The sequence below is a fragment of the Rhizobacter sp. genome (genome assembly GCF_046595475.1).
Taxonomy (GTDB): Bacteria; Pseudomonadota; Gammaproteobacteria; order Burkholderiales; family Burkholderiaceae_C; genus Rhizobacter.
The window spans coordinates 132,391-158,899 of the sequence record NZ_JBKJOQ010000122.1 but is presented as its reverse complement, the minus strand read 5'-3'; the positions used below and the strand labels follow the sequence as shown (position 1 = coordinate 158,899).

Genomic DNA, 26,509 nt, shown 5'->3' with positions numbered 1-26,509 from the left:
CTGCACCTGCACCTGCACCTGCACCTGCACCTGCACCTGCACCTGCACCTGCACCTGCACCTGCACCTGCACCTGCACCTGCACCTGCACCCGGCGCGATCACCATCGGCATCGATGCCACGGCCGACGTGCACGCCATCTCGCCGCTCATCTACGGCGTCGCCGCGTTCGACAACGTCGCGAGTGTGCTGGGTGCGCTTAACAGCCCCGTCAACCGCCACGGCGGCAACTCGACCACGCAATACAACTGGCAGCTCAACGCCTCGAACCACGCGCAAGACTGGTACTACCAAAGCATCGCTGAAGCGTCGCCCAACCCCGGTCAGGCGGTGCTCGATCTGGTGAGCGCCAACAAGCAGGCCAGCGCTGACAGCATGGTCACCATCCCCACGCTGGGCTGGGTGGCCAAGCTCGGGCCCAACCGCGGCAAGCTGGCGGGCTTCTCGATTGCCAAGTACGGTGAGCAGCAAGACCGCGACTGGCAGTGGTTTGCCGACGCTGGCAACGGCAACCGCCCCAACGGCGCGCCCATCACCGGCCACGACCCCAACGATGCCGCCACACCGTCAGACGCCAACTTCCAGCGTGGCTTCGTCGACCTGCTGAAGCAACGCCACGGGGCCGCAACTGCCGGCGGCGTGAAGTATTACGTGATGGACAACGAGCCGGGTATCTGGCACGGCACGCACCGCAACGTGCACCCGCAGGGCGCGAGCCTCGATGAACTCTTCAACACCATCGTGGCGCACGCCGGCATGGTGAAGACAGCCGACCCCGGCGCGCTGGTGGTGGCACCCGAGGAGTGGGGCTGGACCAACTACTTGTCCTCCGGCAAGGACACGCAGGCCGGTGCGTATTGGAACGGCCCTGACCGCGCGGCCCACGGCGGCATGGACGCCATGCCCTGGCTGCTGCAAGCGCTCAAGCAGCACGAGACGCAAACAGGCAAGCGCCTGCTCGATGTGTTCTCGCTGCACTATTACCCACAAGGCGGCGAATACAGCAACGACACCAGCGCCGCGATGCAAGGCACGCGCAACCGCTCGACCCGCTCGCTGTGGGATGCCAACTACGTCGACACCACCTGGATCAACGACAAGGTCAAGCTGATCCCGCGCATGAAAGCCTGGGTGAACCAGTACTACCCGGGCACCCAGATCGCCATCACCGAATACAGCTGGGGCGCAGACGCCCACATCAACGGCGCCACGGCGCAAGCCGACGCCCTGGGCATCTTCGGCCGCGAAGGGGTGGACATCGCGACGCGCTGGACGGCGCCTGCGCCATCGCAGCCCACCTTCAAGGCGATGCAGATGTACCGCAACTACGACGGTGCGAAGTCGACCTTTGGCAACCAGTCGGTGCGCGCCAGTGTGCCCAACCCCGATGCGGTCTCGGCCTTCGCGGCGTTGCGCAGCTCAGACGGCGCGCTGACGGTGATGGTCGTCAACAAGGAAGCCGCCAGCCACGCACTCGACCTGCGCTTCAGCCACTTCGGCGGCGGCAGCGGCAACGTGCAACGCTGGCAGCTCACCAGCGCCAACACCATCCAGGCGCTCGGCGGCCTGGCCTACAGCGGCAGCCGGCTCGCCGACACGGTGCCGGCGCAGAGCATCACGCTGTACGTGATCCGCTGAGGCTTCCTGAGGCCTGTTGAGACAGTGACGACCATGCTCAAACCGCCACCGCCTCGTCTTCGGCACCGCTCTGCTGCAGGCGCCACATTTCGGCATAGCGCCCATCCAGCATCAGCAGCTCGGCATGCGTGCCGCGCTCCAGAATGCGCCCCAGCTCCATTACCAGAATCTGGTGCGCATCGACCACGGTGGAGAGCCGGTGCGCGATCACCAGCGCCGTCTTGTTGCGGGCCACGCCCTGCAGTTCGGCCTGGATCGCCCGCTCGTTGGCCGAGTCGAGCGCCGAAGTCGCTTCGTCGAAGATCATCAGCGGCGGGTCTTTGAGCAGCGTGCGGGCGATGGCCACGCGTTGCTTCTCGCCGCCGCTCAGCTTCAGGCCGCGCTCGCCCACGGCGGTGTCGTAGCCCTTGGGCGTGGACACAATGAACTCGTGGATGCGCGCTGCCTTGGCAGCCACTTCCACTTCAGCCTGGCTGGCGCCTGCGCGGCCGTAGGCAATGTTGTAGGCCACGGTGTCGTTGAAGAGCACCGTGTCTTGCGGCACGATGCCGATGGCCTGGCGCAGGCTGGCCTGCGTCACGCGGCGTATGTCTTGCCCGTCGATGCTGATGCTGCCGGCACCCACGTCATAGAAGCGAAACAGCAGCCGCGCCAGCGTGCTCTTGCCCGAGCCCGAGGGGCCCACCACCGCCACCGTCTTGCCCGCCGGTATCTCGAAGCTCAGGTCGTGCAGGATGGGCCGCGCCGGCTCGTAGGCAAAGCTCACGTGGTCAAACTTCACGTTGCCATGCGCCACCTGCAAAGGCTGGGCGTCGGGCGCATCAGCCACTTCGCGCTCGCGCTCGAGCAGGCCAAACATTTTGTCGAGGTCGAGCAGGTTTTGCTTGATCTCGCGGTACAGCACGCCCAGGAAGTTGAGCGGGATGTAGAGCTGGATCATGAAAGCGTTGACCATCACCAGGTCACCCAGCGTCATGCGCCCGTCGACCACACCGGTGGTGGCGCGCCACAGCATGGCCACGAGGCCGGTGGCGATGATGAGCTGCTGCCCGGAGTTGAGAATCGACAGTGTGGTTTGCGCCTTGAGTGAAGCTTTGCGCAACCGCTCCAGGCTCTCGTCGTAGCGGCGCGTCTCGAAGCCTTCGTTGTTGAAGTACTTGACGGTCTCGTAGTTGAGCAACGAGTCGATGGCTCGGCTGTGGCTCACCGAGTCGAGCTCGTTCATCTGCTTGCGAAATTGCGTGCGCCAATTGGTGACCGTGATGGTGAAGGTGATGTAGACCGACAGCGCCGCGATGGTGATCCAGGCAAACCAGGCATCGAACTTCACCGCCAGCAGCGTGAGCACCATCGTCACTTCGATCAGCGTGGGCACGATGCTGTAGAGCGAATACGAGATGAGCGAGTGCACGGCGCGCGTGCCGCGCTCGATGTCGCGCGTCATGCCGCCGGTCTGGCGTTCCAGGTGAAAGCGCAGGCTCAGCGCATGCAGGTGGCGAAACACGCTGAGCGAGATGCTGCGCGCCGTGCCTTCGGTGGCCTTGGCGAAGATCAACTCGCGCAGCTCCGTGAAGAGCGAGGTGCTCAATCGCAAACCACCGTAGGCCAGCAGCAGGCCGAAAGGCACCACCATCAGCGCGCGCGCATCACCGGGCTTGAGCGAGAGGTTGTCGACCAAGGTCTTGAGCAACAGCGGCACGCCCACATTGGCCATCTTGGCGCCCACCATGAAGGCCAGTGCCAGGCCCACGCGCCAGCGGTACTGCCACAGGTAGGGCAGCAGCTTGCGCAGGGTCAGCCAATCGGAGCGGGGTGCCACGGGGGCACCTGGCGCGGCAGGGGCGTCAGGCAGGGGAGCAGAGTAGGCAGCAGGGCGCATCGAGAGGCGAAGACCGGTGTTGAGTGAAAGTGAGCATCTGGGCGCGGTTTTCAAGGCGGGTGCCGAGTGTGCGCGCGTGAGCAGGGGCGGGAGCGTGGCCGACAATGCCACATCACGACCGAACAGGCGCAGCGCCATGACAAAACCCACTGCCAACGAGCCCACCCCCGTCGTCACCTTGCCCACAGACGGCGACCTGGTCATGCGCGTGATGCCCATGCCGTCTGACGCCAACGGCAATGGCGACATCTTCGGCGGCTGGATCATGGCGCAGGTAGACCTGGCCGGCTCGGTGCTGCCCAACCGCATTGCCAAGGGCCGCATCGCCACCGTGGCGGTGAACCAGTTCATCTTCAAGCAACCGGTGTCTATGGGCGACTTGCTCAGCTTCTATGCCCACGTGGAGCGCATCGGCCGTACCTCGGTCACGGTGCGGGTGGAGGTCTATGCCGAACGCAACCCGTCTGATCTGCAGGTGGTGAAGGTGACCGAAGCCAACCTCACCTATGTGGCGATCGACGCGCAAGGCCGGCCGCGCGCGCTGCCGGGGCAATAGCCGGTTCAGTGGCACGGCCGCAGCAGCTGGCCTTCAGGCCCGGCGCTGCCGCGTAGGCGTGGTCTCGGGCAGGCGCGGCACGATCTCGTTGGCGATCATGCCGGCGAGCTGCTCGGCCCACAGTGCATAGACCGGTGGGCCGGGGTGAAAGCCGTCTTCTGCCATCAACACGCTGCTCACCACGCTGTCTGAGGGCTGGTCGTTCACGAACGGCAGCGGCAGCCACCAGCGCTCAGGCCAGCGCCCCACCCACACGCTGAGTGCGCGGTTGTAAGCCTGCGCATCGGTGCCCAGCACCCAGCGCAAGGGGTTGGGCAGCAGCGGAAAGGAATGGATAGGCGGTATGCCGCTGTGCACGATGTGCTTCACGCCGGCGCGCTTGCCGGCGGCGCGGTCAAGCTTGTCCAGTCGCGTAAGCCACAACTTGATGGGTACCTGCGCGATCACGTCGTTCAGGCCCAGCGCCGTGACCATGACATCGGCCGGGTAAAGCGACAGGTTGCGCACGGCGGCCAGTGAGGCCTGCGTGGTGTCACCCGTGCGGGCAATGAGTTGCCACACCACCGCACCGCCCACGCGTTGAGACAAGGCTTCACTGAGCCGCCCCGCCAGCGCCTGGGTCTGGTTCTTGGCACCCACACCCGCCGCCGACGAGTCACCGACGATCAACACCCTGAGACACACCTTGCCGGTACCGGCCACGCCTTCACGCGGCCCCTCGGCCTCTGGCAGGCGCAATGCATTGCGCCGCACCTGCCGGCCCTGCCACAGCAAGAGCGGCAAGAGCGCGATTTTCAGAACGGTGAAGAGCCAGGGGCTCAAGTGAATTGCGTGAAGTCCGGCTGGCGCTTCTGGAAAAAGGCGCTGAACGCTTCTTTGGCCTCGGGGCTGGTGAGGCGCTCGCCGAAGACGGCGTTCTCGCCGTCGATGGTCTTGAACAGCTGCTCGGTCAGCGGGCCGCGCATCAGCCGCTTGCTGGCGCGCACGGCGCCGGGTGCCAGCGTGTTGAAGCGCTCGGCGATGCGGCGTGCGTGCGGCGCCACTTCGGCGGCTGGCAGCACGGCGTTGGCGATGCCGCACTCCACCGCGTCGGCGCCGGTGAAGGGGTCGCCCAGCAGCAGCTTCTCGGCCGCCTTGCGCTGGCCCATCAGCTGAGGGATCAACTGGCTGGACGCGAACTCTGGCACCAGACCCAGCGCGACAAAGGGCATCACCAGGCGCGCTTCATCAGACACATAGACGAAGTCGCAGTGCAGCAGCATGGTGGTGCCGATGCCTATCGCTGCGCCTGTCACGGCGGCGATCACCGGCTTGTCGCAAGCGATGAGCGCGTTCATGAAGATGCGGGCAGGCGATTCAGAGACACCGCCCGAGCGCTTCATGAAGTCTTCGAGGTCGTTGCCCGACGTGAAGATGCCGGGCTGGCCGGTGATGAGCACGCTGCGCACCTTGCCATCGGCAGTGGCGGCGTTCAAGCCATCGGCCATGGCCTTGTACATGTCGCCGGTGAGGGCGTTCTTCTTCTCGGGGCGCGCGATCTCGATGGTGTACACGCCGTTGAGCAGCGCGGTCTTGATGGCCATGGTGTCTCCTGTCTGGTCTGGGTTACTTGTCAATTGGCAGTATGCAATGCGAGCCACTGCGACACCTGCGGCCACAGCGTGGGCGCAAAGCGCTGGCGGAAGAAGCCGAAATGGCCAATGCGCTTCTCACCCACGTCTTGCGGCGCGATGCGGCGCATCTCGCGCGGCGCGCCGGCGTAGAAGGCATGCATGTCGGCGGTGTTGCGGGCCGACATGTACTCGTCGTCGGTGAACGAGAGCGACAAGATGGGCGTGCGGATGGCGGCATAGTCAGCACGCATCTTGGCGCCACCCACCCCCACCAGATAGTCACGGTCAAGACAGGCGCGCCGCCATTGCCGCATCACGCCCAGCGGCAGGTCGCCCACCTTGCGCAGGCGCTTGCCGGGGAAGTAGCCGTACAGCGGCATCACCAGCGGGCAGATGACAAACCACAGCCACCACACATAGGCTCGCACCTTGAATGCCTGGCGCAGCCAGTAGCCCGTGCCCACACCGATGGTGACGACGCGTGACACCCGCGAGCGGTTGGGCACCATGCCGAAGATCTGGCCGCCCAGGCTGTGGCCCAGCCAATGAATGGGTGTTTGCTTAACGACCTGTGTGTCTAGCCAGGCCAGCGCCGCTGCCGTGTCTTGCTCGGCCCAGGTGTTGATGTCGGTCTTGAGGCCGCGCAGCGAGCCCTTCATCTGCGCAGGGCGCGACTCGCCCATGCCGCGGTAGTCGAAGCTCATCACCGCATGGCCCTGGCTCACCAGCCACTGGGCAAAGTCGGCATAGAAGCGCTGAGGCACGCCCATGGCCGGCACGATCAGCAACGCCGAGTGGCATTGCGCCGGGTCGCCGTACAGCCGGCCTTGCAGGCCGAAACCATCGGCCGCGTGGAATTCGAAAGATTGCATCTCAACTCCTCCCTCGATCTCTGCGGCCGTGCTCGCTCCTCTGCGCACCCGATGAATCAGACGCGTTCGAAAATGCCCGCTGCGCCCTGGCCGGTGCCCACGCACATCGTGACCATGCCGTACTTCAGGTTGTGGCGGTGCAGCGCATGCACCACGGTCGCCGCACGAATGGCACCGGTGGCGCCCAGCGGGTGGCCGAGTGCAATCGCGCCGCCCATCGGGTTCACCTTGGCAGGGTCCAGACCCAGGCTGTTGATGACGGCGAGCGATTGCGCCGCGAAGGCTTCGTTCAACTCGATCCAGTCGATCTGGTCGTGCGTGAGACCGGCGTACTTGAGCGCCGCCGGGATGGCCTCGATCGGGCCTATGCCCATGATCTCGGGCGGCACGCCGCGAGCGGCAAAGCTCACGAAGCGCGCCAGCGGCTTGAGGTCAAACTGCTTCACCGCTTTTTCGCTGGCGAGGATGAGCGCACCGGCGCCATCGCTCGTCTGCGAGCTGTTACCGGCCGTCACGCTGCCCTTGGCGGCGAACACCGCGCGCAGCTTGGCCAGGCCTTCGAGCGAGGTGTCGGCACGCGGGCCTTCATCGAGGCTGACGGTGCGCACCTTGGTGCCTTGCTCGCCCGCTTGTCCGTTGTTCGCGAGGTTAGGAAAGCGGTCGACCACGTCAATCGGCGTGATCTCGGCGCTGAAGTCACCCGCCTTCTGCGCCTTGAGTGCGCGCAAGTGCGATTCAAGCGCGAAGGCGTCTTGCGCCTCTCGGCTCACCTTCCACTGCGCAGCAACCTTCTCGGCGGTGAGGCCCATGCCGTAGGCAATGCCCACGTTTTCGTCGCGTGCAAACACCTCGGGGTTGAACGACGGCTTGTTGCCGCCCATGGGCACCAGGCTCATCGACTCGGCGCCACCGGCGATCAGCACGTCGGCCTCACCGACGCGAATGCGATCGGCCGCCATCTGAATGGCCGTGATGCCCGAAGCGCAAAAGCGGTTCACCGTCACGCCACCCACCGGGTGGTTGAAGGCCAGGCCCACGGCGATGCGCGCCATGTTCATGCCCTGCTCACCTTCGGGGAAGGAGCAGCCGATGATGGCGTCTTCAATCGCCTTCGGGTCCAGGCCCGGCACCTGCGTCATCACGCTCTTGATGGCGGCGACCAGCAGGTCGTCGGGACGGGTGTTCTTGAAGAAGCCACGGCCCGAGCGGCCGATGGGCGTGCGGGTGGCGGCGACGATGTAAGCGTCTTGAACTTGTTTGCTCATGTTCTGGGCTCCGATCAGTTGCGGACGGGCTTGCCGGTGGACAACATGCCCATGACACGCTCTTGTGTTTTGGGGTGCTCAAGCAAGCCGCAGAAGTGCTTACGCTCCAACGCCATCAGGTACTCCTCGTTGACCAGCGAGCCGGCATCGACGTCACCGCCACACACCACATCGGCAATCAGCGCGCCGATGTAGAAGTCATGAGGGCTGATGAAGCCGCCGTCACGCATGTTGACGAGCTGTGCCTTGATGGTGGCGATGGCGTTGCGGCCCGCCACCGGGAACAGCGACTTCGCCGGTGCGCGGTAACCGCTTTCAAACATCGCTTTCGCTTGTTGCGTGGCGACGTAGAGCAGCTCGTCCTTGTTGGGCACGATCACGTCGCTCCACAAGAGGAAGCCATTCTTGCGGCTGTCGATGGCGCTGGTGCCCACCTTGGCCGTGGCCGCGGCGGTGAAGCCGTCGGTCAGAAATTTCATGATGTCGGCATTGGCATTCGCCGCCGTGGCCATCTCGGCCGCACGGCGCGCGATGTAGGTCAGGCCACCGCCGCCAGGCACCAGGCCCACGCCCACTTCGACCAGGCCCATGTAGCTTTCCATCGCGGCAACGCGCTTGGCCGAGAACACGGCCAGCTCGCAGCCACCGCCCAGCGCAATGCCGCGTATGGCCGAGACCACCGGCACGCTGGCGTAGCGTATGCGCAGCATCGCGTCTTGCAGCTTCTTCTCTTCGGGGGCGATGCCCTTGGCGCCGCTCTTCATGAAAACGGGCATCAGCGCTTCAAGGTTGGCACCGGCCGAAAACACGTCATCCGGTGACCAGATCACCAGGCCCTTGTACTTGGCCTCTGCAATCTCGACGGCCTTGAGCAAGCCTTCGATCACCAGCGGGCTGATGAGGTGCAGCTTGGCGGTGATGCTGGCGATGAGCACTTCACCGTCTAGCGTCCACACGCGCACTTCGTCGTTCTTGAACTCTTGCGTGCCCGACTTGAGCGGGTCAGCCGCGCCGGAACCGAACAAGGCTTCAGGGAAATATTGACGCTCGTAGACCGGCAGCATGCTCTTGGGCAGGTACTTGTTCTGCGAAGCGCTCCACGAGCCTTCAGCAGTGTGAACCCCATCGCGGCCATCAAAGACCCAGGCGGGCAGGGGTGCCTTGCTCAGCGCCTTGCCGGCGTCGATGTCGGCCTTGACCCACTCGGCCACTTGCTTCCAGCCGGCTTGTTGCCACAGCTCGAACGGGCCCTGGTTCATGCCGAAGCCCCAGCGCAGCGCTTGGTCGATCTCGCGCGCCGAGTCAGCCACGTCGGCCAGGTGCACGGCGGCGTAGTGGAAGCCGTTGCGCAAAATGGCCCAAAGGAATTGCGCTTGCGGGTTGGTCGACTCGCGCAGCAGCTTCAGGCGCTCGGCCGGTGCCTTCTTGAGCATGCGGGCGACGATCTCATCGGCCTTGCCACCACCCGCAACGTACTCACCCTTGGCCGGGTCGAGGCGCAAGATGTCTTTGCCGACCTTCTTGTAGAAACCAGCGCCGGTCTTCTGGCCCAGCGCGCCCTGGGCCATCAAACCGCCCAGCGCAGCTGGCGTGGCATAGGCGCTGTAGAACGGGTCGTCCTGCAGGTTGTCTTGCATGGTCTTGACCACGTGGGCCATGGTGTCCAGGCCCACCACGTCGGCAGTGCGGAAGGTGCCGCTGGAGGCGCGGCCGAGCTTCTTGCCGGTGAGGTCGTCGACCACGTCGTAGCTCAGGTTGTAGGTCTCAGCCTCTTTCATCGTCGACAGCATGTTGGCAATGCCCACACGGTTGGCGATGAAGTTGGGCGTGTCTTTCGCGCGCACCACGCCCTTGCCGAGCGCGGTGGTGACGAAGGTCTCAAGCTGGTCAAGAATCTGCGGCTCGGTGGCCGGGGTGGGGATCAGCTCCACCAAATACATGTAGCGCGGCGGGTTGAAAAAGTGGATGCCGCAGAAGCGATGGCGGATCTCTTCAGGCAGCACGTCAGACAGCTTGGTGATCGACAGACCCGAGGTGTTGCTCGCCACGATGGCGTGTGGCGCAATGAAGGGCGCGATCTTGGCGTAGAGGTCTTGCTTCCAGTCCATGCGCTCGGCGATGGCCTCGATGATGAGGTCGCAGTCGCGCAGCAGCTCGCTGTGCTCTTCGTAGTTGGCCTGCTGGATGAGGGCGGCGTCTTCGGGCACGCCCAGCGGGGCCGGGCTCAGCTTCTTCAGGCCTTCGACGGCCTTGGTCACGATGCCGTTCTTGGGGCCTTCTTTGGCAGGCAGGTCGAACAGGATCACGGGGACTTTCACATTGACCAGGTGCGCGGCGATCTGCGCACCCATCACGCCGGCGCCGAGCACGGCGACCTTGCGAACATTGAATCGGCTCATTGCTTCTTCTCCTGGGGAAATTTTTTGATCTGAAACTGAGAGTTATTCAGCGCGGTGCCAGGTCTGCGAACGGCCAAACATCGGAGCCCCGATGTAGCCACGCACCTCCAGCTTCTTGCCGTCAACGCTTGGCTTCAGGCGCAGCTTGTAGGTCTTGCCGTTGCCGGGGTCGAGGATGGTGCCGCCATCCCAGAGGCCATCGGTCTCGGCGTTCTTCGTGATCCCGCGGATGATGGTCATGCCAATGATGGGCTTGCCCTTGGCGTCACCACTGCATTCATCGCACACGGCATCGGGCTTCGCGTCGGGGCCAAGCAACTTCTCGATGCGGCCGGCGAGCACGCCGCCGCTCTCGGTGATGCGCACCTGCGACTTCTCGGCCTTGGTCTCATCATCGATCGTCTTCCACAAGCCCGCAGGGCTGGCCTGCGCCATGGCGGAGGACATCAAAAACGTAGCGCTCAGCGCCATCAGTACACGCTTCATCATCTCTCCTGGCAGTCTCGTTATGGGGAAGGGAAATGGGCAAGAAAGGGCAGCTTAGAACAAAGCCTCTTCCATCTCCATCAGCGGCGCCAAGCCCGCGCGCGCAGTGCGGATCAGCGACGCGGTTTCGGGCAGCAGCTTGGCGAAGTAGAAGCGCGCAGTGGCGAGCTTGGCCTTGTAGAACGGGTCACCCGAGCCTTGCTTCTCGAGCGCCACCTTGGCCATGCGGGCCCAGAAGTAGGCAAACACCAGGTGGCCGGCCACGCGCAAGTAGTCAACCGCGGCGGCGCCCACTTCGTCTTGGTTGCCGAAGGCCTTCATGCCCAGCTCGGTGGTGAGCTTGGTGAGCTTGTCGCCCAGGTCGGCCAGCGGGTTGATGAACTCTTGCATGGCTTCATTGGTGCCTTGGTCTTCCACGAAAGCCTGCACGATCTTGCCGAACTTCTTCAGCTTGGCGCCGTTGTCGCCCAGCACCTTGCGGCCCAGCAAGTCGAGCGACTGGATGGTGTTGGTGCCTTCGTAAATCATGTTGATGCGGGCATCGCGCACGTACTGCTCCATGCCCCATTCCTTGATGAAGCCGTGGCCGCCATAGACCTGCATGCAATGCGAAGTGGCGATCCAGGCGTTGTCGGTCAGGAAGGCCTTGATGATGGGCGTGAGCAGGGCCACCAGGTCGCCGCATTCCTTGCGCGTGTCTTCGTCGTCGGACGACAGCTCTTTGTCGAGCTGCAGCGCGGTGTACATCGACATCGCACGGCCGCCTTCGGCATAGGCGCGGGCGGTGAGCAGCATCTTGCGCACGTCGGGGTGCACGATGATGGGGTCGGCTGCCTTTTCGGGGGCCTTGGGGCCGCTCAGGGCACGCATCTGCAGGCGGTCTTTCGCGTAGACCACGGCGTTCTGGTAGGCCACTTCGGTCAGGCCCAGGGACTGGTTGCCCACGCCCAGGCGGGCAGCGTTCATCATCACGAACATGGCGGCCAGGCCCTTGTTGGGTTTGCCCACCAGGGTGCCCGCGGCGCCGTCGAGCGCGAGCTGCGCCGTGGCGTTGCCGTGAATGCCCATCTTGTGCTCCAGGCCCGTACAGAAAATCGGGTTGCGCGCACCCAGGCTGCCGTCGGCGTTGACCAAGAACTTGGGCACCGCGAACAGCGAGATGCCCTTGGAGCCGGCTGGAGCGTCAGGCAGACGGGCCAGCACCAGGTGAATGATGTTTTCAGCGAGGTCGTGCTCGCCGGCCGAGATGAAGATCTTGGAGCCGGTGATCTTGTAGCTGCCGTCGCCTTGCGGTTCGGCCTTGGTGCGCAAAAGGCCCAGGTCAGTGCCGCAATGCGACTCGGTCAGGCACATGGTGCCGGTCCATTCGCCGCTGGTGAGCTTGGGCAGGAAGGTCTTCTTTTGCTCGTCGGTGCCGTGGGCGTGCAAGGCCTCGTAGGCGCCGTGCGACAGGCCGGGGTACATCGTCCAGGCCTGGTTGGCCGAGTTGAGCATTTCGTAGATGCACTGGTTCACGGTGATGGGCAAGCCCTGGCCGCCATAAGCCGGGTCGCAGCTCAACGCAGCCCAGCCACCTTCGACGTACTGCTTGTACGCTTCCTTGAAGCCCTTGGGCGCCGTCACTTCATGCGTGGCCTTGTTCAGCGTGCAGCCCTCTTCGTCGCCGCTCTGGTTGAGCGGGAAGATCACCTGCGAGGCGAACTTGCCGCCTTCTTCGAGCACGGCATTGATGGTGTCGGCATCGACGTCGGCATGCTTGGGCAGAGCCTTCAGTTCTTCCGGCACGTTGAGCACTTCATGCAAGAGAAACTGCATGTCGCGCAACGGGGGGGTGTACTGGGCCATGGTGAACTCCTTGAATATGGAAATGGAAAGACAGATAACGGGTTATCGGCGCGTGGCACGCGAAGCTTGACGGGGTGCGGGCGGGGCCGCATGGCCGGGCTCGGCGTAGTAAGCAACGACGCGCTCAAAGCCATTGCGCGCCCGGTCGAGCACGCCGGGCAAACGCAGGAAGCGTGCGTCGTGGTGCACCGCCAGAATGTGGCCGTGAATCTCGAACAGCATCTGCAGCGGGTCGCTGTCTTCGCGCAATTGGCCTTCGGTGATCGACATGCGGATCGCGCGCTCCAGCGCCAAGTGCCATGAGCGCACCATGTCGACCAGAGCGTCGCGCACGGGGCCAGGCCGGTCGTCGAACTCGACCGCACCACTGATGTAAATGCAGCCCGAATCGACCTCGATCGACACGCGTTTGATCCAGCGCTCGAAGAGTGCGCGCAAGCGCGGCAGGCCACGCTCTTCGCGCAGCGCAGGAAAGAAGACTTCTTCTTCGAACTTGGTGTGGTATTCGCGGATGACCGAAATCTGCAGCTCTTCGCGCGAGCCGAAGTGGGCGAAAACGCCCGACTTGCTCATGTGCATCAGGTCGGCCAGGGCACCGATCGACAAGCCTTCCAGCCCCATGTGCGAAGCCAGGCCCAAAGCCGCTTCAAGAATGGCTGCGCGTGTTTGCTGGCCCTTTTGCATCTGCTTGGGGCTTTCGCGTACAGGCTTGTGGACAACACTCATGCGATGGCTTTGCTGGTGGCAAATAAAACGAACGATCGTTCTATTCTTACTCAGTTTCCAGAGCCGTGGAACGTGTTTTCAGCTGCCTTTGTCACCTTTTTTCTAGGCGTGGCTGCCTAGGCGGGGAGAAGGGTTCATTCACGCAAGGGTTAACCCTCAATTTTCGACCGCTAGGATCACCGCATGAAGATTGCCGTCGTGGGCCTTGGGGCCGTGGGTGGGTTGATTGCCGCGCGCTTGGCGCTGGCCGGCCATGAGGTGAGTGCCTTGGCGCGTGGCGCCACGCTGCAAGCGGTGCGCGCTCAGGGCCTGCGTTTGCGCATGGGTGGCAATGAGCAGGCGGTGCGCATCGCGACCAGTGACGATGCACAGGCGCTGGGCCCGCAAGAGCTGATCGTCATCGCACTCAAAGGCCAGGCTTTGCCCGAAGTGGCGCAGCAATTGACGCCACTCCTTCAGCCCAAAACTCTGGTGCTGCCGGCGATGAATGGCGTGCCCTGGTGGTTCTTGCGTACGCAGGCGTTGAGCGAACGGCTGAACCCCACGCTGAAGAGCGTCGACCCACAGGGCACGCTCGACGCGGCCCTGCCGCCGACGCAGGTGCTGGGCTGCGTGGTGCACCTCACCTGCTCACAAGCTGAGCCGGGCTTGGTGGTGCATGGTTTCGGTGAGCGCCTGATCATCGGCGAGCCTCAAGGCGCACTGAGTACGCGGGTAACGCAGCTGGCGCAAGTGTTCACCGACGCGGGTTTCCGGGGCGAGCCCAGTGCCGACATCCGGCGCGACATCTGGTTCAAGCTGTGGGGCAACATGACGACCAACCCGGTGTCGGCCCTCACCAGCGCCACTGCCGATCGCATCCTCGACGACCCGCTGGTGCGCAGCTTCATGCTGCGGGCCATGGCCGAAGCCGCAGCCATCGGCGAGCAGCTGGGTTGCCCCATCAGCCAATCGGGCGAAGAGCGGCTCGTCGTCACGCGCCAGCTCGGCGCGTTCAAGACCTCGATGCTGCAAGACAGCGAGGCCGGCCGCTCGCTGGAGATCGACGCGCTGGTCGGCGCCGTGCACGAAATCGGTTTGAAGCTTGGCCTTCCCACGCCGCATATCGACACCGTGCTCGGCCTCACGCGCTTGATGGCGCGAAGCCGCGGCCTCTATCCACTGGGCTGATGATCGTTTGATGACAATGTGGCGCAATCGCCGCTGCCTGGCGCGCCACTGTTGAGCTAAAGCGCCGGAATGGATTACTCTCTGCCTCAGGAGAATGTTCCGTGGAAGTGCTGCAGCTCGATGTATCCGGCCGCCCTCAATCGTGGATCTCGGCCAAAGAAGCGGCGATCCTCTACGCCAGTGATGGCGTAGCCTGGACGCTCGGCGACGCGTTCTACGTGCTGCGCGGCGGCATGCAGCGCCGCACCGGCCTGCAGTCGCGCATCGAGGTGCACCCCATCATCGCGGTGCGTGGCGCGGTTCCCAGCCGCGCCTGGCGGCAAACGCCAGCGCTCTCCAACCCCAAACTTTTCAACCGCGACCGGCTCGTGTGCGCCTATTGCGGCGGGCGCTTCCATGTAGACGACTTGACGCGCGAGCACATCATGCCCACGTCACGCGGCGGCCACGACACCTGGATGAACTGCATCACCGCCTGCCGCGCCTGCAACGGCCACAAGGGCAACCGCATGCCTGAAGAGGCGAACATGTCGCTGATGTACTTGCCCTATGTGCCCAGCCTGCACGAAGACATGATCCTGCGCGGGCGCCGCATCTTGGCTGACCAGATGGAATTCCTTCTGGCCAGCGTGCCCCGCCACAGCCGCTTGAGGGTCTAGCCTGGCTAAGACAGAGCCGCCAGGTCTGCCTCGACCTGCTCTGCGTCTATGAACTGAATAGCGTGCCAGCCCTTTGCACGCGCCATCTCGACATTCCTGGCCACATCGTCGATGAACACCGTCTGTGACGGTTCGATGCCGAAGCGCCTGATGGCCAGCTCGAAAATCGCCGGCTCGGGCTTGATGAGCTTCACGCGCGAAGAAAAAACACCGTCGGTGAAACGCGAAAAGAAGGCGTGGGTGTTCTCCAGATGCACGGCGTAGGGCTCAGGCATGTTGGACAAGAAGTACAGGCGGTGGCCGCGGTCGTGCAATCGGTGCAGCAGATCAACCGTGGCCTTCTGCGCCGCCAGCTCGCCCGGCACGGCCTCGATCACCGCCTGCACCTCGCCCAGCTCGAAGCCCAGGCGCTGTGCAATCAACGGGGCCAGCTCTGGGATTTCAATCGTGCCGCGGTCGAAGCGGCCCCAGTCGCCTTCGTAGTTCTGAAAGAAGTCGAGCACCAGCTGCTCGGCCGCCGCTTCGTCTACCGCACGCTGGGGCAAGGTACGTCGCAGCAGCTCGGCCGGGCGCCACTGGAACACCACGCCGCCGAAGTCGAACACGATGTGCTTCTTCACGCGCGTAGCCTTTCGATCAAGCCTGCGGTGGAAGCATCGAGCCCGCCTGTATCACCAGACGAAAGACGCGGCAACAGGTCGTTGCACAAGGCTTTGCCGAGCTCCACACCCCATTGGTCGAAACTGTTGATACCCCAAACCGCACCGCTGACGAACACGCGGTGCTCATACAAGGCGATCAATGCGCCCAGGCTGCGTGGCGTGAGCTGGTCCAGCAGCAAGGTGGTGCTGGGCCGGTTGCCGGGGAAGGTGCGGTGGCGCGCTAGCGTTTGCGCATCGAGCGCAGCAGACGCGGTAGGCGCTTTCTCGGCCGCCGCCTGCGCGGTGCTTTTGCCCAGCATCAACGCCTGGCTCTGGGCCAAGCCGTTTGCGAGCAACTTGGTGTGCAGGTCGTGCAACTGATGCGTGGGCCGCTTGACGAGGATGAACTCGACCGGGATCACGTCGGTGCCCTGGTGCAGCATTTGGAAATAGGCATGCTGGCCATTGGTGCCCGGCTCGCCCCAAACGACCGGGCTGGTCGCGAACGGCAGCGCCTCGCCGGCGAGGTCGACGCGCTTTCCATTGCTTTCCATTTCCAGCTGCTGCAGATAAGCCGGCAAGCGTTTCAAGCCCTGGTGATAGGGCGCCACGCTGCGGCTGGGAAAACCGTGAAAGTTGCGGTACCAGACATCCAACAGGCCCAGCAGCACCGGCAGGTTTTGCGCGAGCGGCGCCTGCGCGAAGTGCTGATCCATCTCGTGGGCGCCGCCGAGCATCGCGCGGAAGTTCTCTGCGCCTATGGCCAGCGCAATCGGCAAGCCGATGGCCGACCACAGCGAGTAGCGGCCGCCCACCCAGTCCCAAAAACCAAAGGTGGTGCCGATGCCAAACTCGGCCGCGGCCGCCACGTTGGTGGTCGTGGCGACAAAATGCTTGTGCGTGTCGGTGCCGCCGTGGGCCAGAAACCAGGCTTTCGCCGCCTGCGCGTTGGCCAGTGTTTCTTGCGTGGTGAACGTTTTGCTCGCGATCACGAACAAAGTGTCGGCCGGGTTCAAGCCGCGCAGCACAGGCGTGATGTCGTGACCATCGACATTGGAGACGAAGTGGAAGGTGAGGCCGCGATGCGAAAAAGCATCAAGCGCCGGCACCACCATCTGCGGCCCCAGGTCGCTGCCGCCGATGCCGATGTTGACAATGTGGCGGATACCGCTCTTGGCGGTGTCGCGCACCGTCTCGGCGTAGGCCAACATGCGGTCAAGAACCTCATGCACTTCGGTGCTGAACAAGCCCTCGCCTCGCGGCGCACGCAGCGCGGTGTGCAGCACGGCGCGGCCTTCGGTGATGTTGGCCACGTCGCCGCGCAGCATCGCATCGCGATGCGCCTCGACCTGGCACTCCGCTGCCAGGTCAAGCAAGAAACGCCGTGTGGCGACGTCGATCAGGTTCTTCGACAAGTCGGCGAATACTTCGGGCGCTTGCACCCCAAAAGCTTCGAAGCGCCCAGCGTCGCGGGCAAACGCCTCTCGCAGATCGAAGCCCCTGCCGTGCGCTTCGTAGTGGCCCCGCAGCGCCGCCCAGGCTGCAGTGCGGTCACAACGCTGCGCGCTCACTTCAGGCCCACGATGATCTTGTCGAGCTTGGCCGCGTCGACCGCGAAGGCGCGTATGCCTTCGGCCAGCTTCTCGGTGGCCATCGCGTCTTCGTTGAGTGCGTAGCGAAAGCTTGCCTCGTTGTAGGTGATCGCGTGCACAGGCGCATCGTGCGCAGCGCTGGGGTCAAGCGCGCGGGCCATCGGGGCCTCGCTGGCTTGCAGCTGCGCGAGCAGCTCGGGGCTGATGGTGAGCAGGTCGCAACCCGCAAGCGCCACGATCTGTCCGGTGTTGCGAAAGCTCGCGCCCATCACCTCGGTGTCGATGTCGAACTTCTTGTAGTAGGTATAGATCTGCGCCACCGACTTGACCCCGGGGTCGTTGATCCCGGCGCTTGCAGCCTCGTCCCACGCAGGGCCTGCAGACTTCTTGTACCAGTCGTAGATGCGACCCACGAAAGGCGAGATGAGCCGCACGCCCGCATCACCGCAGACCACGGCCTGGCAGAACGAAAACAGCAGCGTGAGGTTGCAATGAATGCCCTCGCGTTCCAGGATACGCGCCGCCTGCATGCCTTCCCAGGTGGCGGCAATCTTGATCAGCACGCGCTCGCGGCCTATGCCCGCCGCCTCATACAAGGCCATGATGCGGCGCGCGCGCTGCACCGTGCAGGCGGTGTCGAAACTCAGGCGCGCATCGACCTCGGTAGACACGCGACCCGGCACCACCTTGAGGATCTCGCGGCCGAAGCGCACCAGCACTTCGTCGACCACTTCTTCAGGCGGGCGACCGCGGTGCGCCGCCACGGTTTCAGCGAGCAAGGGTGCGTACTCGGGCTGTTGTACCGCTTTCAAGATGAGAGAAGGGTTGGTAGTGGCGTCGCGCGGCGCGAAGGCACCAAGCTGCTTGAAGTTGCCTGTGTCCGCCACCACGGTGGTGAACTGTTTGAGTTGCTCGAGTTGGTTCATGGTGAGGGCGCATGCAGCAGCGATGCGCCATTAGAACCCGAGCGCATGCCCCGTTGGGTCACGCGGAAACGGTTTGACGCAACCAAGAAACTTCGGCATCATTCTGATGAAACTAAATTACATTCACGGCCCTGCATGTCTTTCGATCTGGTCTTTTTTGGCGGCACCGGCGACCTCACCTGGCGCAAGCTCATGCCCGCGCTGTTTCAGGCCTTTCGCCACGGCAAGCTGCCGGCCGGCGGGCGCATCTTGTCGGTGGCACGTGACGAGCAGACCGACGACAAGTACCGCGGCTGGCTGAAAGAACGCTTCCAGGAAGTCGAGGGCCCCAAGCGGCCTAGCGATGAAGAGTTCGCCCGCTTCGCCGAGCTGCTGCACTACAAGCGCATGGACCTGTCGCAGCCGGCTGATTACGGCAAGCTCAAGTCGTGGCTCGAAGAGCGCGATGCCGACACCGCGGTGCTGTACCTCGCGACCAGCCCCCACCTGTTTCCTCAGATCTGCGAGCAGCTGGGCGCCGCCGGGCTCAATGGCCCGAGCATTCGCGTGGTGCTTGAGAAACCGCTGGGCCATGACCTCGCCAGTGCGCAAGAGATCAACCGCGTGGTGCGCTCGGTGTTCAGCGAAACCCAAGCCTTCCGCATCGACCACTACCTGGGCAAGCCTTCGGTACAGAACCTGATGGCGCTGCGTTTTGGCAACGCACTGTTCGAGCCGCTGTGGCGGCGCGAGAGCATTGCCAACATCCAGATCACGTTGGCCGAAGGCCTGGGCGTGGGCACGCGCGGCGACTTCTACAACCGCACCGGCGCGCTGCGAGACATGATCCAGAACCATGCACTGCAGCTGCTCACCATGGTGGCGATGGAGCCACCGTCGAGCTACGACGCTGACGCCATCCGCGACGAGAAGCTCAAGGTGCTGCGCTCGTTGAAGCCCTTCACCAACGAGAGCGTGACCCGCGACGTGGTGCGCGGTCAGTACCGGGCTGGCAACGCCGCCGGCAAACCGGCCGTGGGCTATCTGCAGGAAGAAAAAGTGCCGGCCAACAGCCATTGCGAGACCTTCGTGGCCTTGCGCACCGAAGTGCAAAACTGGCGCTGGGCCGGCGTGCCTTTCTACCTGCGCACCGGAAAGCGGCTGGCCGCGCGCGACGCGCAGATCGTGGTGAACTTCCGGCCCATGCCGCACAGCATCTTCCCAGGGCACAACCAGCCGAACAAGCTCGTCATCAAGCTGCAACCGGAAGACGGGCTGGAGCTGCACTTGCTCGCCGCCACGGGCGCGGGGCAACAAGAGATGCTATCGCCGGTGTCGCTCGACCTCGACTTCGACAAGGCCTTCGCAGAGAACCGCGTGGGCGCCTATGAGCGCTTGCTGCTCGATGCGATTGCTGGGCGGCTCAACCTCTTTGTGCGCAGTGACGAGCAGGAGCAGGCATGGCGCTGGGTAGAGCCGGTGTTGCATGCGTGGAGCAAGGACACGTCGGGCCCTCGCCCCTATGCCGCGGGTACCTGGGGGCCTGCGGCTGCGAGCGCGCTCGTTGCACGCGACGGCTACGCATGGTCCGAAGAACAGTGATGACCACCCCTCATCCCATGGGTACATGGGCCGCTCCCCCAAGGAGCGTGGGCCTTGCTTTGGGGCGGCACCGCGCCGCGGCCCTGTAATGCTCGACCGCATACGGGCCTCCATTCCCGCCCTGCCTCCCGCCGAGCAACGCGTCGCCAAGCTCGTGCTGGCAGACCCCCGCAGCTTCACCGCTCTCCCGGTGGTCGAGCTGGCGGTACGCGCCCAGGTGAGCAAGCCCACCGTCGTGCGGTTTTGCCGCAGCGTGGGCTATGACGGCCTGACAGATTTCAAACGCAAGCTGGCAGGCAGCGTAAACGAGGGCGTGCCCTTCGTGCACCGCGCAGTCGATGAAGATGACAAGCCCAACGACATCGTCGTGAAGGTGATCGACAACGCAGTGAGCGCGTTTCTCAAGTACCGCAACGACGCCGCCGGCCACGCCTTCGAGCGCGCGCTGACGGCGCTGGCCACGGCGGGCAAGGCCGGCCGTCGCATCGAGTTCTATGGCGTGGGCAACTCGGGCATCGTCGCGCAAGACGCGCAGCACAAGTTCTTTCGCCTCGGCGTCAACGCGGCTGCCATCAGCGACAGCCATGTGCAGGTGATGAGCGCGACCATGCTGCAACCGGGTGACTGCATCGTCATCATCTCGAACTCAGGCCGAAGCCGAGACCTGATCGACGTGGCCGAAATCGCTCGCAAGAAGGGGGCTACCTCCATCTTCATCACGGCGAGCGGCTCACCACTGGCACAGATGGGGCAAAGCGGCACGCAGCAGATCTTGCTGCCCGTCGACCACCCGGAAGACTTCGACCGCTACAGCCCGATGGTGTCTCGCTTACTGCACCTGGTGGTGATCGACATCCTGACCACCGGCGTGGCACTGCGCCTAGGCAAAGAGCTGCGCGCCACGCTGCAAGACATCAAGCGCAACTTGCGCAGCAAGCGCTACACGCCGCAGGAATAGCCCTAAGGCTCAAGCCACCGGCTCGGCCGGCATCAGCAAAGCATCGACGCCATACAGGCGCGCCAGTTCTGCGAGTTTCGGCGGCGCACTGCGCACCGCAAACCCCTTGCCCCACGCCTGAGCGAGACGCTGGCACTCCAGCAGCACAGCCAAGGCCGCGGAGTCAAACTGCTGCAAGCCCGACGCATCAACCGTGACAAGGGGGTCGTTCTGCGTCTTGATCTCTTGCTGCAGGGCCTGCGACAGCATGCGCTGCGTGTCGCGGGCTTCCTGTGTGGTGACGGTAGCGGGCAGCACCAGCATGATTAGCTCTTGCCTGCCGCTGCCTTGTTACGCTCGGCCAGCTTGGCGATCAGGCCGTCGATGCCGCCGGAGCTGATCTCTTGCGCAAAGCTGTTGCGGTAGTTTTCCACCAACCACACGCCCAGCACGTTCACGTCGTAGATCTTCCATCCGCTGTCGCCCTTCTCGAGGCGGTAATCGAGCTGGATGGGGTCACCCTTGCCGCGGATCTCGGTTCTCACGACGACCTCGGTGTCGGCTGCGGCGGCACGCATGGGCTTCAGCTGCACAGTCTGGTCACGTACCTGGGCGAGGGCGCCCGAATAGGTGCGCACCAGCAGGGTCTTGAACTCGTCTTGCAGACGCTTTTGCTGGTCGGGCGTGGCCTGGCGCCAATAGCGCCCCACCGCCGACGAGGTCATGCGCTGGAAGTTCACATGCGGCATGACCTTGGCCTCGACCAGCAGCATCACCTTGTTGACGTCGCCGGCCTGAATAGACTTGTCGGCCTTGGCCGAATCGAGCACCTCAGACGACACCTGCTTGACCAGGGCATCGGGTGCCTGCTGGGCCTGGGCCACACCCACCGCCGCCATCAACACAGCAGCAGCTGAAAACCATGACATGAAACGTTGGCGAAGCATTCTGTTTTCCTTTCAGTTCGCGAGCCCGGGGGGTCACCACCAGGCATTGGAGGTCACTCGAATCGATGAGTTCAACTCATAACGCGCCAGGCAGGCCCGCGGTTGGCAGCATTACATGGCAGCAACAATGGAACACCCGCCTCAGGGCTTGGGCTGCGAGGCCGCGGATGCTGCCGGCGCAGGCGCTCGCAGCGGGGGGGCATCTTCCTCTTCATACTTTTCTTCGGGCGGGTCGCCGTCGAACACCAGGCTTCGGCGTCGCTGCAAGTACGCATCTCGCACGAACACATATTTGTCGAGCGCAATGTCGTCCAGCAGGCCGCTGGCGCCGAGAAGGTTGGCACGCGTGTTGACCACCTGCAGGCTGGTGATGGCGTACTTACCGGCCTCTGCGGTGACCGCAAGCGCAGGCGACACCTGGGCGTCGAGCGGCAAGGCCAATGAATCGCGGAACGTGGAAGACCCGAGCACCGGCCAGATCACGTACGGCCCCGGCGCCATGCCCCAATAGCCCAGCGTCTGCCCCAGGTCTTCGCCCTGCCGGTCAGCACCGAACTCGCTGGCCACGTCGAGAAACCCCCCAAGGCCGAACAGGGTGTTGGTGCCGACACGTATCACGTCTTGCAGTCCGTTGGCGAGCTTGCCTTGAAGGAAGTTGTTGAGCGCCGACCACACGTCGGAAATGTTGCCGAAGAAGTTGTTCACCCCGCGCCTGATCGGCTGAGGTACCACCTTCGTGTAGGTCGTGGCCGCAGGTTTGAGCACGGTGCGATCAAGCGAATCGTTGAACGCGTAGACCTTGCGGTTCCACCTCTCCCAGGGGTCGATTTGCTGCGATCGCGTAAGGGAGGCGCCTGGCGCCGTGGTGGCACAGCCGGTCAGCAACACCAGTAGCGCGATCAACAACGACGCGCTCAGCCCTCGCATCACTTCTTGGCTCCGCCAGGTGCAGCGGTCGAAGCGCCAGCGTCAGCCGCCTTGTTGAAGAGAAACTGGCTGATGAGGTTTTCCAGCACCACGGCCGACTGGGTCTGCGTGATGGTGTCACCCGCGACCAGGTTCTTCTCGGCGGCGCCGGGCTCCAGGCCCAGGTACTGCTCACCCAGCAGCCCCGCGGTGAGGATCTTGGCCGAGCTGTCCTTGGGGAAGACAAACTTCTTTTCCAGCTGCAGCATCACGCGAGCCTGGTAGCTCTTGTCGTCGAAGCTGATCGATTCGACCCGCCCCACCACCACACCAGCGCTTTTGACCGCAGCGTGCGGCTTTAAGCCACCGATGTTGTCGAATTTCGCGGCGACCGCGTAGGTTTCATCGAAGTTGAGCGTTAACAAATTGCCCGCCTTGAGGGCCAGGAAAAGCACCGCCGCCGAGCCGATCAACACAAACAAACCGACCCATACATCGTGACGAGATTTTTGCATCGCCGTCGCTCCCATCAAATCGAAAACATCATCGCCGTCAAGACGAAATCAAGCGCCAGCACTGCCAGCGATGCCATCACCACGGTGCGCGTCGTGGCCGCGGACACGCCCTCAGGGGTGGGCCGACAACTGTAGCCTTGCAGCAGCGCGATGAAGGTTACCGTGAAGCCAAACACGATGCTCTTCACCACACCATTGCCCACGTCGGCCCACACTGAGACGCCGCCTTGCATCTGCGACCAGAAGCTGCCCGGGTCGATGCCGATCAGCGGCACCGCCACCACCCAGCCCCCGAGCACGCCCACGGCGCTGAACACCGCGGCCAGCAGCGGCATGGCCAGCACGCCGGCCCAGAAACGCGGCGCGAGCACGCGCTTGACCGGGTCGACGGCCATCATCTCCATCGCCGCCAATTGCTCGCCGGCTTTCATCAAGCCGATCTCAGCAGTGAGCGATGTACCGGCCCGGCCGGCAAACAGCAAGGCGGTGACCACGGGGCCAAGCTCACGCACCAGCGACAGCGCCACCAGCAAGCCCACTGCCTCGGCCGAGCCGTAGCGCTGCAGCGTGTAGTAACCCTGAAGCGCCAGCACGAATCCAACGAACAAGCCTGACACGGTGATGATCGACAGCGACCGGTTACCCAGGAAGAAAAGCTGGTCGACCACCAGGCGCAGGCGGCCAAAGGTGGGGCCGACCAAGGCCACCAGACGCGTGAACAGACGCGCGCCTTCGCCCACATCGGCCAGCCTGCTGCGCACCGAAAAGCCCACTTCGGCAGGGTTGAGCCAGTTCATCGCGCGCCCACCCCGAAGTCTTCAGCCACCGGCACGGCGGGGTAATGAAAACGAACCGGCCCGTCGGCCAAACCGCCGACGAACTGCTTGACCAAGGGGTCTTCGCTGGCCCGCATTTCGGCTGGCGTGCCCTGTGCCGCGATGCGGCCATTGGCCAGGAACACCACGTGGTCGGCGATGAGAAAGGTTTCGTCCACGTCGTGCGACACCACGATGCTGGTCACGCCCAAGGCGTGGTTGAGGTCTTTGATGAGCGTGGCGGCCACGCTCATGGAGATAGGGTCGAGGCCGGCAAACGGCTCGTCGTACATGATGAGATCGGGGTCGAGCGCAATCGCGCGCGCCAGCGCGACTCGTCGGGCCATGCCACCGGAGACCTGCGACGGCAACAGGTCACGCGCACCACGCAGGCCCACCGCGTTGAGTTTCATCAGCACCAGGTCACGGATCATCGCCTCCGCCAGGTTGGTGTGCTCGCGCAACGGGAATGCAACGTTCTCGAAGACAGACAGGTCGGTGAACAAGGCGCCGAACTGAAACAGCATGCCCATGCGGCGACGGGCGGCGTAGAGGCCTTGTTCGTCCAGGGTGGCCATGTCGACGCCGTCGAGCAGTACCTGGCCCGTCAGGGGCTCGAGCTGGCGGCCGATGAGGCGCAGCACGGTGGTCTTGCCGCCACCGGAAGTGCCCATCAACGCGAGCACCTTGCCGCGTGGCACGCTGAGGTTGACGCTTTCGAGAATGACGCGCTCGTCGTATCCGCAGGTCACATCGCGGAGTTCGATCAGGGGCGTGTCGGGGCCGGTTTTGTTGAGGGCGGTCATGAGCCTCGGGACGGTCAGGTCGTCTTGCGGGTCGCCGGATGATAGGCGAAGCGTGTGGTTGCAACTCGACAACAAGACGGTGATGCATTTCACGTTCTGCGCCGTCGATCTGGTTCGCTCGTCCGTTCGTCGCACGGGGTGCCGCAACCAGGTTTCGCGCTGATAGTCTGCATCCATGTCAAGTCCCGTCCCCAGGATCAGCCCGCCTTACCGGCCTTCTTCCCATCAGGCAAATCGCATGACAACGACCCCCAACCGCACCATCAGCCGTGGCTCACCCATGTCGGGGCGAGGCTTTACGCTCATCGAGATCATGATCGTGGTGGCGATCATTGCCATCCTGGCGGCCATTGCGCTCCCGCAGTATCGCGACTATGTGTTGCGCGGCCAGTTGGTTGAAGCTTCGAATGGGCTCTCGGCACTGCGCGCCAACATGGAGCGGTACTACCAGGACAACCGCACCTACGCGGCCGTGGGTGCGCTTCTTCCACCGTGCGCCTCGGTCGACCCGAGGCCGCGCACCTTCGGCACCTTTGTGATCACTTGCGACGGCGCACCTACCGCCGCGGCCTACCTGCTGATGGCCACTGGCAGTTTGCCCACCAGCGGCTTTGTCTTTACGGTGGATCAGGCTGACGTACGAATCACGCGAACTGTCGGTGTGACGGGATGGGGCGCCAACAACTCCCCATGCTGGATTCTCAGGCGGGGGCAGGCATGCAACTGACACGTTCGTCCGCTTTGCATAGACCGCACGGCTTCACGCTGATCGAACTGCTGGTGACCATCGCGCTGATGGCCGTCCTGTTCGGCCTGGCCGTGCCGGTATTCGGTGAATGGGTACGCAACGCACGCGTACGGACAGCAGCCGACGCGCTGCAGAACGGTGTGCGTACCGCACAAACAGAGGCGCTACGGCGCAATCGGCAAGTAGTGTTCTTCTTGACGAATGCGCAACCCGTCATGGGCATTAGTGCGGCAGCGAATGGGCGAAACTGGTCCGTACAAACCGTCGCGCGGTTTGACGACACCCAACCCGAGTTCATCCAGGGTGGCGCGCTGGCCGATGTCGCGTCGGGGGTCACCGTCACAGGCCCCATCGCTTTGTGCTTCAACTCCAATGGACGACTGATTTCGAACCCGAATGACAGCGGGCCCACCGGAACCGGTGTCACCAATGCCGTTTGCGACGCGGCCAATGTCCCCCCCTTCGATCTGACGCTGCCTGCGTACGCCGATGCGCGCGCTTTAAGAGTGACTGTGGGCTTGGGCGGCCAGGTCCGCATGTGTGACCCCTTGCGCTCCCTCGCCACTTCACCTGATGGGTGCTGACATGCCACAACCTTTCTCCGTCCGTCGGCTTCAACGCGCTCAAACAGGTTTCACTCTGATTGAAGTGCTGGTTGCCCTGCTGATCTGCTCGTTCGGGCTGCTGGGCATCGTGGGGCTTCAAGCGCGCGCGATGCAATATTCGGTCAGTGCAGAAGACAGCGGCCGCGCGATCTTGCTCGCGAACGAGATCACCACCGAGATGTACACCCTCAAAACCCTGAACCTGCCGACAACCGTCACCGACGCGTGGCAATTGCGTGTGGTAACACCGTCTGCCGGCGGCCTGCCGGGCGGCCAAGGAACCGTGTCGGTAGCCGGCAATGTGGCCACCGTCACGATCCAGTGGCGGGCCCCTGGTACCAGTGGTACGCAAAACCAATACGTGACCCAGCTGAGCCTCTAGC

27 protein-coding genes are annotated in these 26,509 nt (G+C 64.0%); 9 read left to right on the top strand and 18 right to left on the bottom strand.

Annotated features, from left to right (window positions below):
- Positions 1-1,637: glycoside hydrolase family 44 protein (locus AC30QB_RS22435; protein ID WP_489548499.1), on the top strand; the 1,637-nt coding region annotated here is incomplete at its 5' end.
- 37 nt (positions 1,638-1,674) lie between these two features.
- Here AC30QB_RS22435 and AC30QB_RS22430 read toward each other — a convergent pair.
- A complete protein-coding gene (locus AC30QB_RS22430) occupies positions 1,675-3,516 on the bottom strand; it encodes an ABCB family ABC transporter ATP-binding protein/permease (RefSeq protein WP_489548498.1) in 1,842 nt (613 codons plus the stop codon).
- 136 nt (positions 3,517-3,652) lie between these two features.
- On the opposite strand from AC30QB_RS22430, the gene AC30QB_RS22425 reads away from it, so the two are divergent.
- Positions 3,653-4,072: an acyl-CoA thioesterase gene (locus AC30QB_RS22425; protein WP_489548497.1), complete on the top strand. Its 420-nt coding sequence runs from the start codon at positions 3,653-3,655 to the stop codon at positions 4,070-4,072.
- Positions 4,073-4,105: 33 nt separating this feature from the next.
- On the opposite strand, the gene AC30QB_RS22420 is transcribed toward AC30QB_RS22425, so the two are convergent.
- Genes AC30QB_RS22420 through AC30QB_RS22385 form a run of 8 tightly spaced genes read right to left on the bottom strand, consistent with a single transcriptional unit; the run spans position 4,106 to position 13,278 of the window.
- The gene (locus AC30QB_RS22420) at positions 4,106-4,894 is read right to left on the bottom strand and encodes an SGNH/GDSL hydrolase family protein (RefSeq protein ID WP_489548496.1); all 789 of its coding nucleotides are present in this window, start codon (positions 4,892-4,894) and stop codon (positions 4,106-4,108) included.
- Complete coding sequence (locus AC30QB_RS22415) at positions 4,891-5,655, bottom strand: enoyl-CoA hydratase (RefSeq protein WP_489548495.1); 765 nt, start codon at positions 5,653-5,655, stop codon at positions 4,891-4,893. Before AC30QB_RS22415 ends, AC30QB_RS22420 begins: the two co-directional genes overlap by 4 nt.
- Before the next feature lie 29 nt (positions 5,656-5,684).
- Positions 5,685-6,557 (bottom strand): alpha/beta hydrolase family protein, encoded by an 873-nt coding sequence (locus AC30QB_RS22410; RefSeq protein ID WP_489548494.1) that lies wholly within the window; start codon positions 6,555-6,557, stop codon positions 5,685-5,687.
- A gap of 56 nt (positions 6,558-6,613) precedes the next feature.
- On the bottom strand, positions 6,614-7,822 hold the full coding sequence (locus tag AC30QB_RS22405) for an acetyl-CoA C-acyltransferase (protein ID WP_489548493.1): 1,209 nt from the start codon (positions 7,820-7,822) through the stop codon (positions 6,614-6,616).
- 14 nt (positions 7,823-7,836) lie between these two features.
- Positions 7,837-10,221: a 3-hydroxyacyl-CoA dehydrogenase/enoyl-CoA hydratase family protein gene (locus AC30QB_RS22400; protein ID WP_489548492.1), complete on the bottom strand. Its 2,385-nt coding sequence runs from the start codon at positions 10,219-10,221 to the stop codon at positions 7,837-7,839.
- A 42-nt stretch (positions 10,222-10,263) separates the two neighbouring features.
- Positions 10,264-10,707, bottom strand: a complete 444-nt coding sequence (locus AC30QB_RS22395) for a DUF2147 domain-containing protein (protein ID WP_489548491.1) — start codon at positions 10,705-10,707, stop codon at positions 10,264-10,266.
- Positions 10,708-10,761: 54 nt separating this feature from the next.
- Entirely contained in the window at positions 10,762-12,552 is a 1,791-nt protein-coding gene (locus AC30QB_RS22390; RefSeq protein ID WP_489548490.1) for an acyl-CoA dehydrogenase C-terminal domain-containing protein, read from the bottom strand.
- Between the two features lie 42 nt (positions 12,553-12,594).
- Positions 12,595-13,278, bottom strand: a complete 684-nt coding sequence (locus AC30QB_RS22385; protein ID WP_489548489.1) for a TetR/AcrR family transcriptional regulator — start codon at positions 13,276-13,278, stop codon at positions 12,595-12,597.
- A gap of 183 nt (positions 13,279-13,461) precedes the next feature.
- On the opposite strand from AC30QB_RS22385, the gene AC30QB_RS22380 reads away from it, so the two are divergent.
- Both AC30QB_RS22380 and AC30QB_RS22375 read left to right on the top strand, forming a co-directional pair.
- Positions 13,462-14,448, top strand: coding sequence for a 2-dehydropantoate 2-reductase (locus AC30QB_RS22380; protein WP_489548488.1), 987 nt, complete (start codon positions 13,462-13,464; stop codon positions 14,446-14,448).
- A gap of 101 nt (positions 14,449-14,549) precedes the next feature.
- Complete coding sequence (locus AC30QB_RS22375) at positions 14,550-15,107, top strand: HNH endonuclease (protein ID WP_489548487.1); 558 nt, start codon at positions 14,550-14,552, stop codon at positions 15,105-15,107.
- Positions 15,108-15,112: 5 nt separating this feature from the next.
- Here AC30QB_RS22375 and AC30QB_RS22370 read toward each other — a convergent pair whose 3' ends face one another.
- The 3 genes from AC30QB_RS22370 to tal are packed head-to-tail and all read right to left on the bottom strand — an operon-like array spanning position 15,113 to position 18,266.
- Positions 15,113-15,727 carry an HAD family hydrolase gene (locus AC30QB_RS22370; protein ID WP_489548486.1) on the bottom strand — a complete coding sequence of 205 codons (615 nt, stop codon included), beginning with the start codon at positions 15,725-15,727 and terminating at the stop codon, positions 15,113-15,115.
- A complete protein-coding gene (gene pgi, locus AC30QB_RS22365; protein WP_489548485.1) occupies positions 15,724-17,319 on the bottom strand; it encodes a glucose-6-phosphate isomerase in 1,596 nt (531 codons plus the stop codon). Before pgi ends, AC30QB_RS22370 begins: the two co-directional genes overlap by 4 nt.
- A complete protein-coding gene (gene tal / locus AC30QB_RS22360; RefSeq protein WP_489548484.1) occupies positions 17,316-18,266 on the bottom strand; it encodes a transaldolase in 951 nt (316 codons plus the stop codon). Before tal ends, pgi begins: the two co-directional genes overlap by 4 nt.
- A gap of 135 nt (positions 18,267-18,401) precedes the next feature.
- Between tal and zwf the strand changes: the two genes are divergently transcribed.
- Together zwf and AC30QB_RS22350 are read left to right on the top strand one after the other, a co-directional pair.
- Positions 18,402-19,847: a glucose-6-phosphate dehydrogenase gene (zwf, locus tag AC30QB_RS22355; protein WP_489548483.1), complete on the top strand. Its 1,446-nt coding sequence runs from the start codon at positions 18,402-18,404 to the stop codon at positions 19,845-19,847.
- Positions 19,848-19,935: 88 nt separating this feature from the next.
- Positions 19,936-20,805 carry a MurR/RpiR family transcriptional regulator gene (locus AC30QB_RS22350; RefSeq protein ID WP_489548482.1) on the top strand — a complete coding sequence of 290 codons (870 nt, stop codon included), beginning with the start codon at positions 19,936-19,938 and terminating at the stop codon, positions 20,803-20,805.
- Positions 20,806-20,814: 9 nt separating this feature from the next.
- Here the strand turns inward: AC30QB_RS22350 and AC30QB_RS22345 are convergent, their stop codons facing one another.
- The 6 genes from AC30QB_RS22345 to AC30QB_RS22320 all read right to left on the bottom strand — a co-directional run bounded on the left by AC30QB_RS22345 (position 20,815) and on the right by AC30QB_RS22320 (position 24,773).
- On the bottom strand, positions 20,815-21,108 hold the full coding sequence (locus AC30QB_RS22345; protein ID WP_489548481.1) for an STAS domain-containing protein: 294 nt from the start codon (positions 21,106-21,108) through the stop codon (positions 20,815-20,817).
- A gap of 2 nt (positions 21,109-21,110) precedes the next feature.
- Entirely contained in the window at positions 21,111-21,731 is a 621-nt protein-coding gene (locus AC30QB_RS22340) for an MlaC/ttg2D family ABC transporter substrate-binding protein (RefSeq protein ID WP_489548480.1), read from the bottom strand.
- Between the two features lie 141 nt (positions 21,732-21,872).
- The gene (locus AC30QB_RS22335) at positions 21,873-22,658 is read right to left on the bottom strand and encodes an MlaA family lipoprotein (protein WP_489548503.1); all 786 of its coding nucleotides are present in this window, start codon (positions 22,656-22,658) and stop codon (positions 21,873-21,875) included.
- Positions 22,658-23,152 carry an outer membrane lipid asymmetry maintenance protein MlaD gene (gene mlaD / locus AC30QB_RS22330; protein ID WP_489548479.1) on the bottom strand — a complete coding sequence of 165 codons (495 nt, stop codon included), beginning with the start codon at positions 23,150-23,152 and terminating at the stop codon, positions 22,658-22,660. Before mlaD ends, AC30QB_RS22335 begins: the two co-directional genes overlap by 1 nt.
- Positions 23,153-23,166: 14 nt before the next feature.
- Positions 23,167-23,949, bottom strand: coding sequence for a lipid asymmetry maintenance ABC transporter permease subunit MlaE (gene mlaE / locus AC30QB_RS22325; protein ID WP_489548478.1), 783 nt, complete (start codon positions 23,947-23,949; stop codon positions 23,167-23,169).
- Positions 23,946-24,773, bottom strand: a complete 828-nt coding sequence (locus AC30QB_RS22320) for an ABC transporter ATP-binding protein (protein WP_489548477.1) — start codon at positions 24,771-24,773, stop codon at positions 23,946-23,948. The genes mlaE and AC30QB_RS22320 overlap by 4 nt, the downstream gene beginning before the upstream one ends.
- Before the next feature lie 238 nt (positions 24,774-25,011).
- Here AC30QB_RS22320 and AC30QB_RS22315 point away from each other — a divergent pair, with 238 nt between their 5' ends.
- From AC30QB_RS22315 to AC30QB_RS22305, 3 genes are read left to right on the top strand one after another with little or no spacing between them, the layout of a single operon-like run.
- On the top strand, positions 25,012-25,500 hold the full coding sequence (locus AC30QB_RS22315) for a type IV pilin protein (RefSeq protein WP_489548476.1): 489 nt from the start codon (positions 25,012-25,014) through the stop codon (positions 25,498-25,500).
- Entirely contained in the window at positions 25,491-26,105 is a 615-nt protein-coding gene (locus AC30QB_RS22310) for a GspH/FimT family pseudopilin (protein WP_489548475.1), read from the top strand. The genes AC30QB_RS22315 and AC30QB_RS22310 overlap by 10 nt, the downstream gene beginning before the upstream one ends.
- A gap of 1 nt (position 26,106) precedes the next feature.
- Positions 26,107-26,508 (top strand): type IV pilus modification PilV family protein, encoded by a 402-nt coding sequence (locus AC30QB_RS22305; RefSeq protein ID WP_489548474.1) that lies wholly within the window; start codon positions 26,107-26,109, stop codon positions 26,506-26,508.
- The last annotated feature ends 1 nt before the right edge of the window (position 26,509 follow it).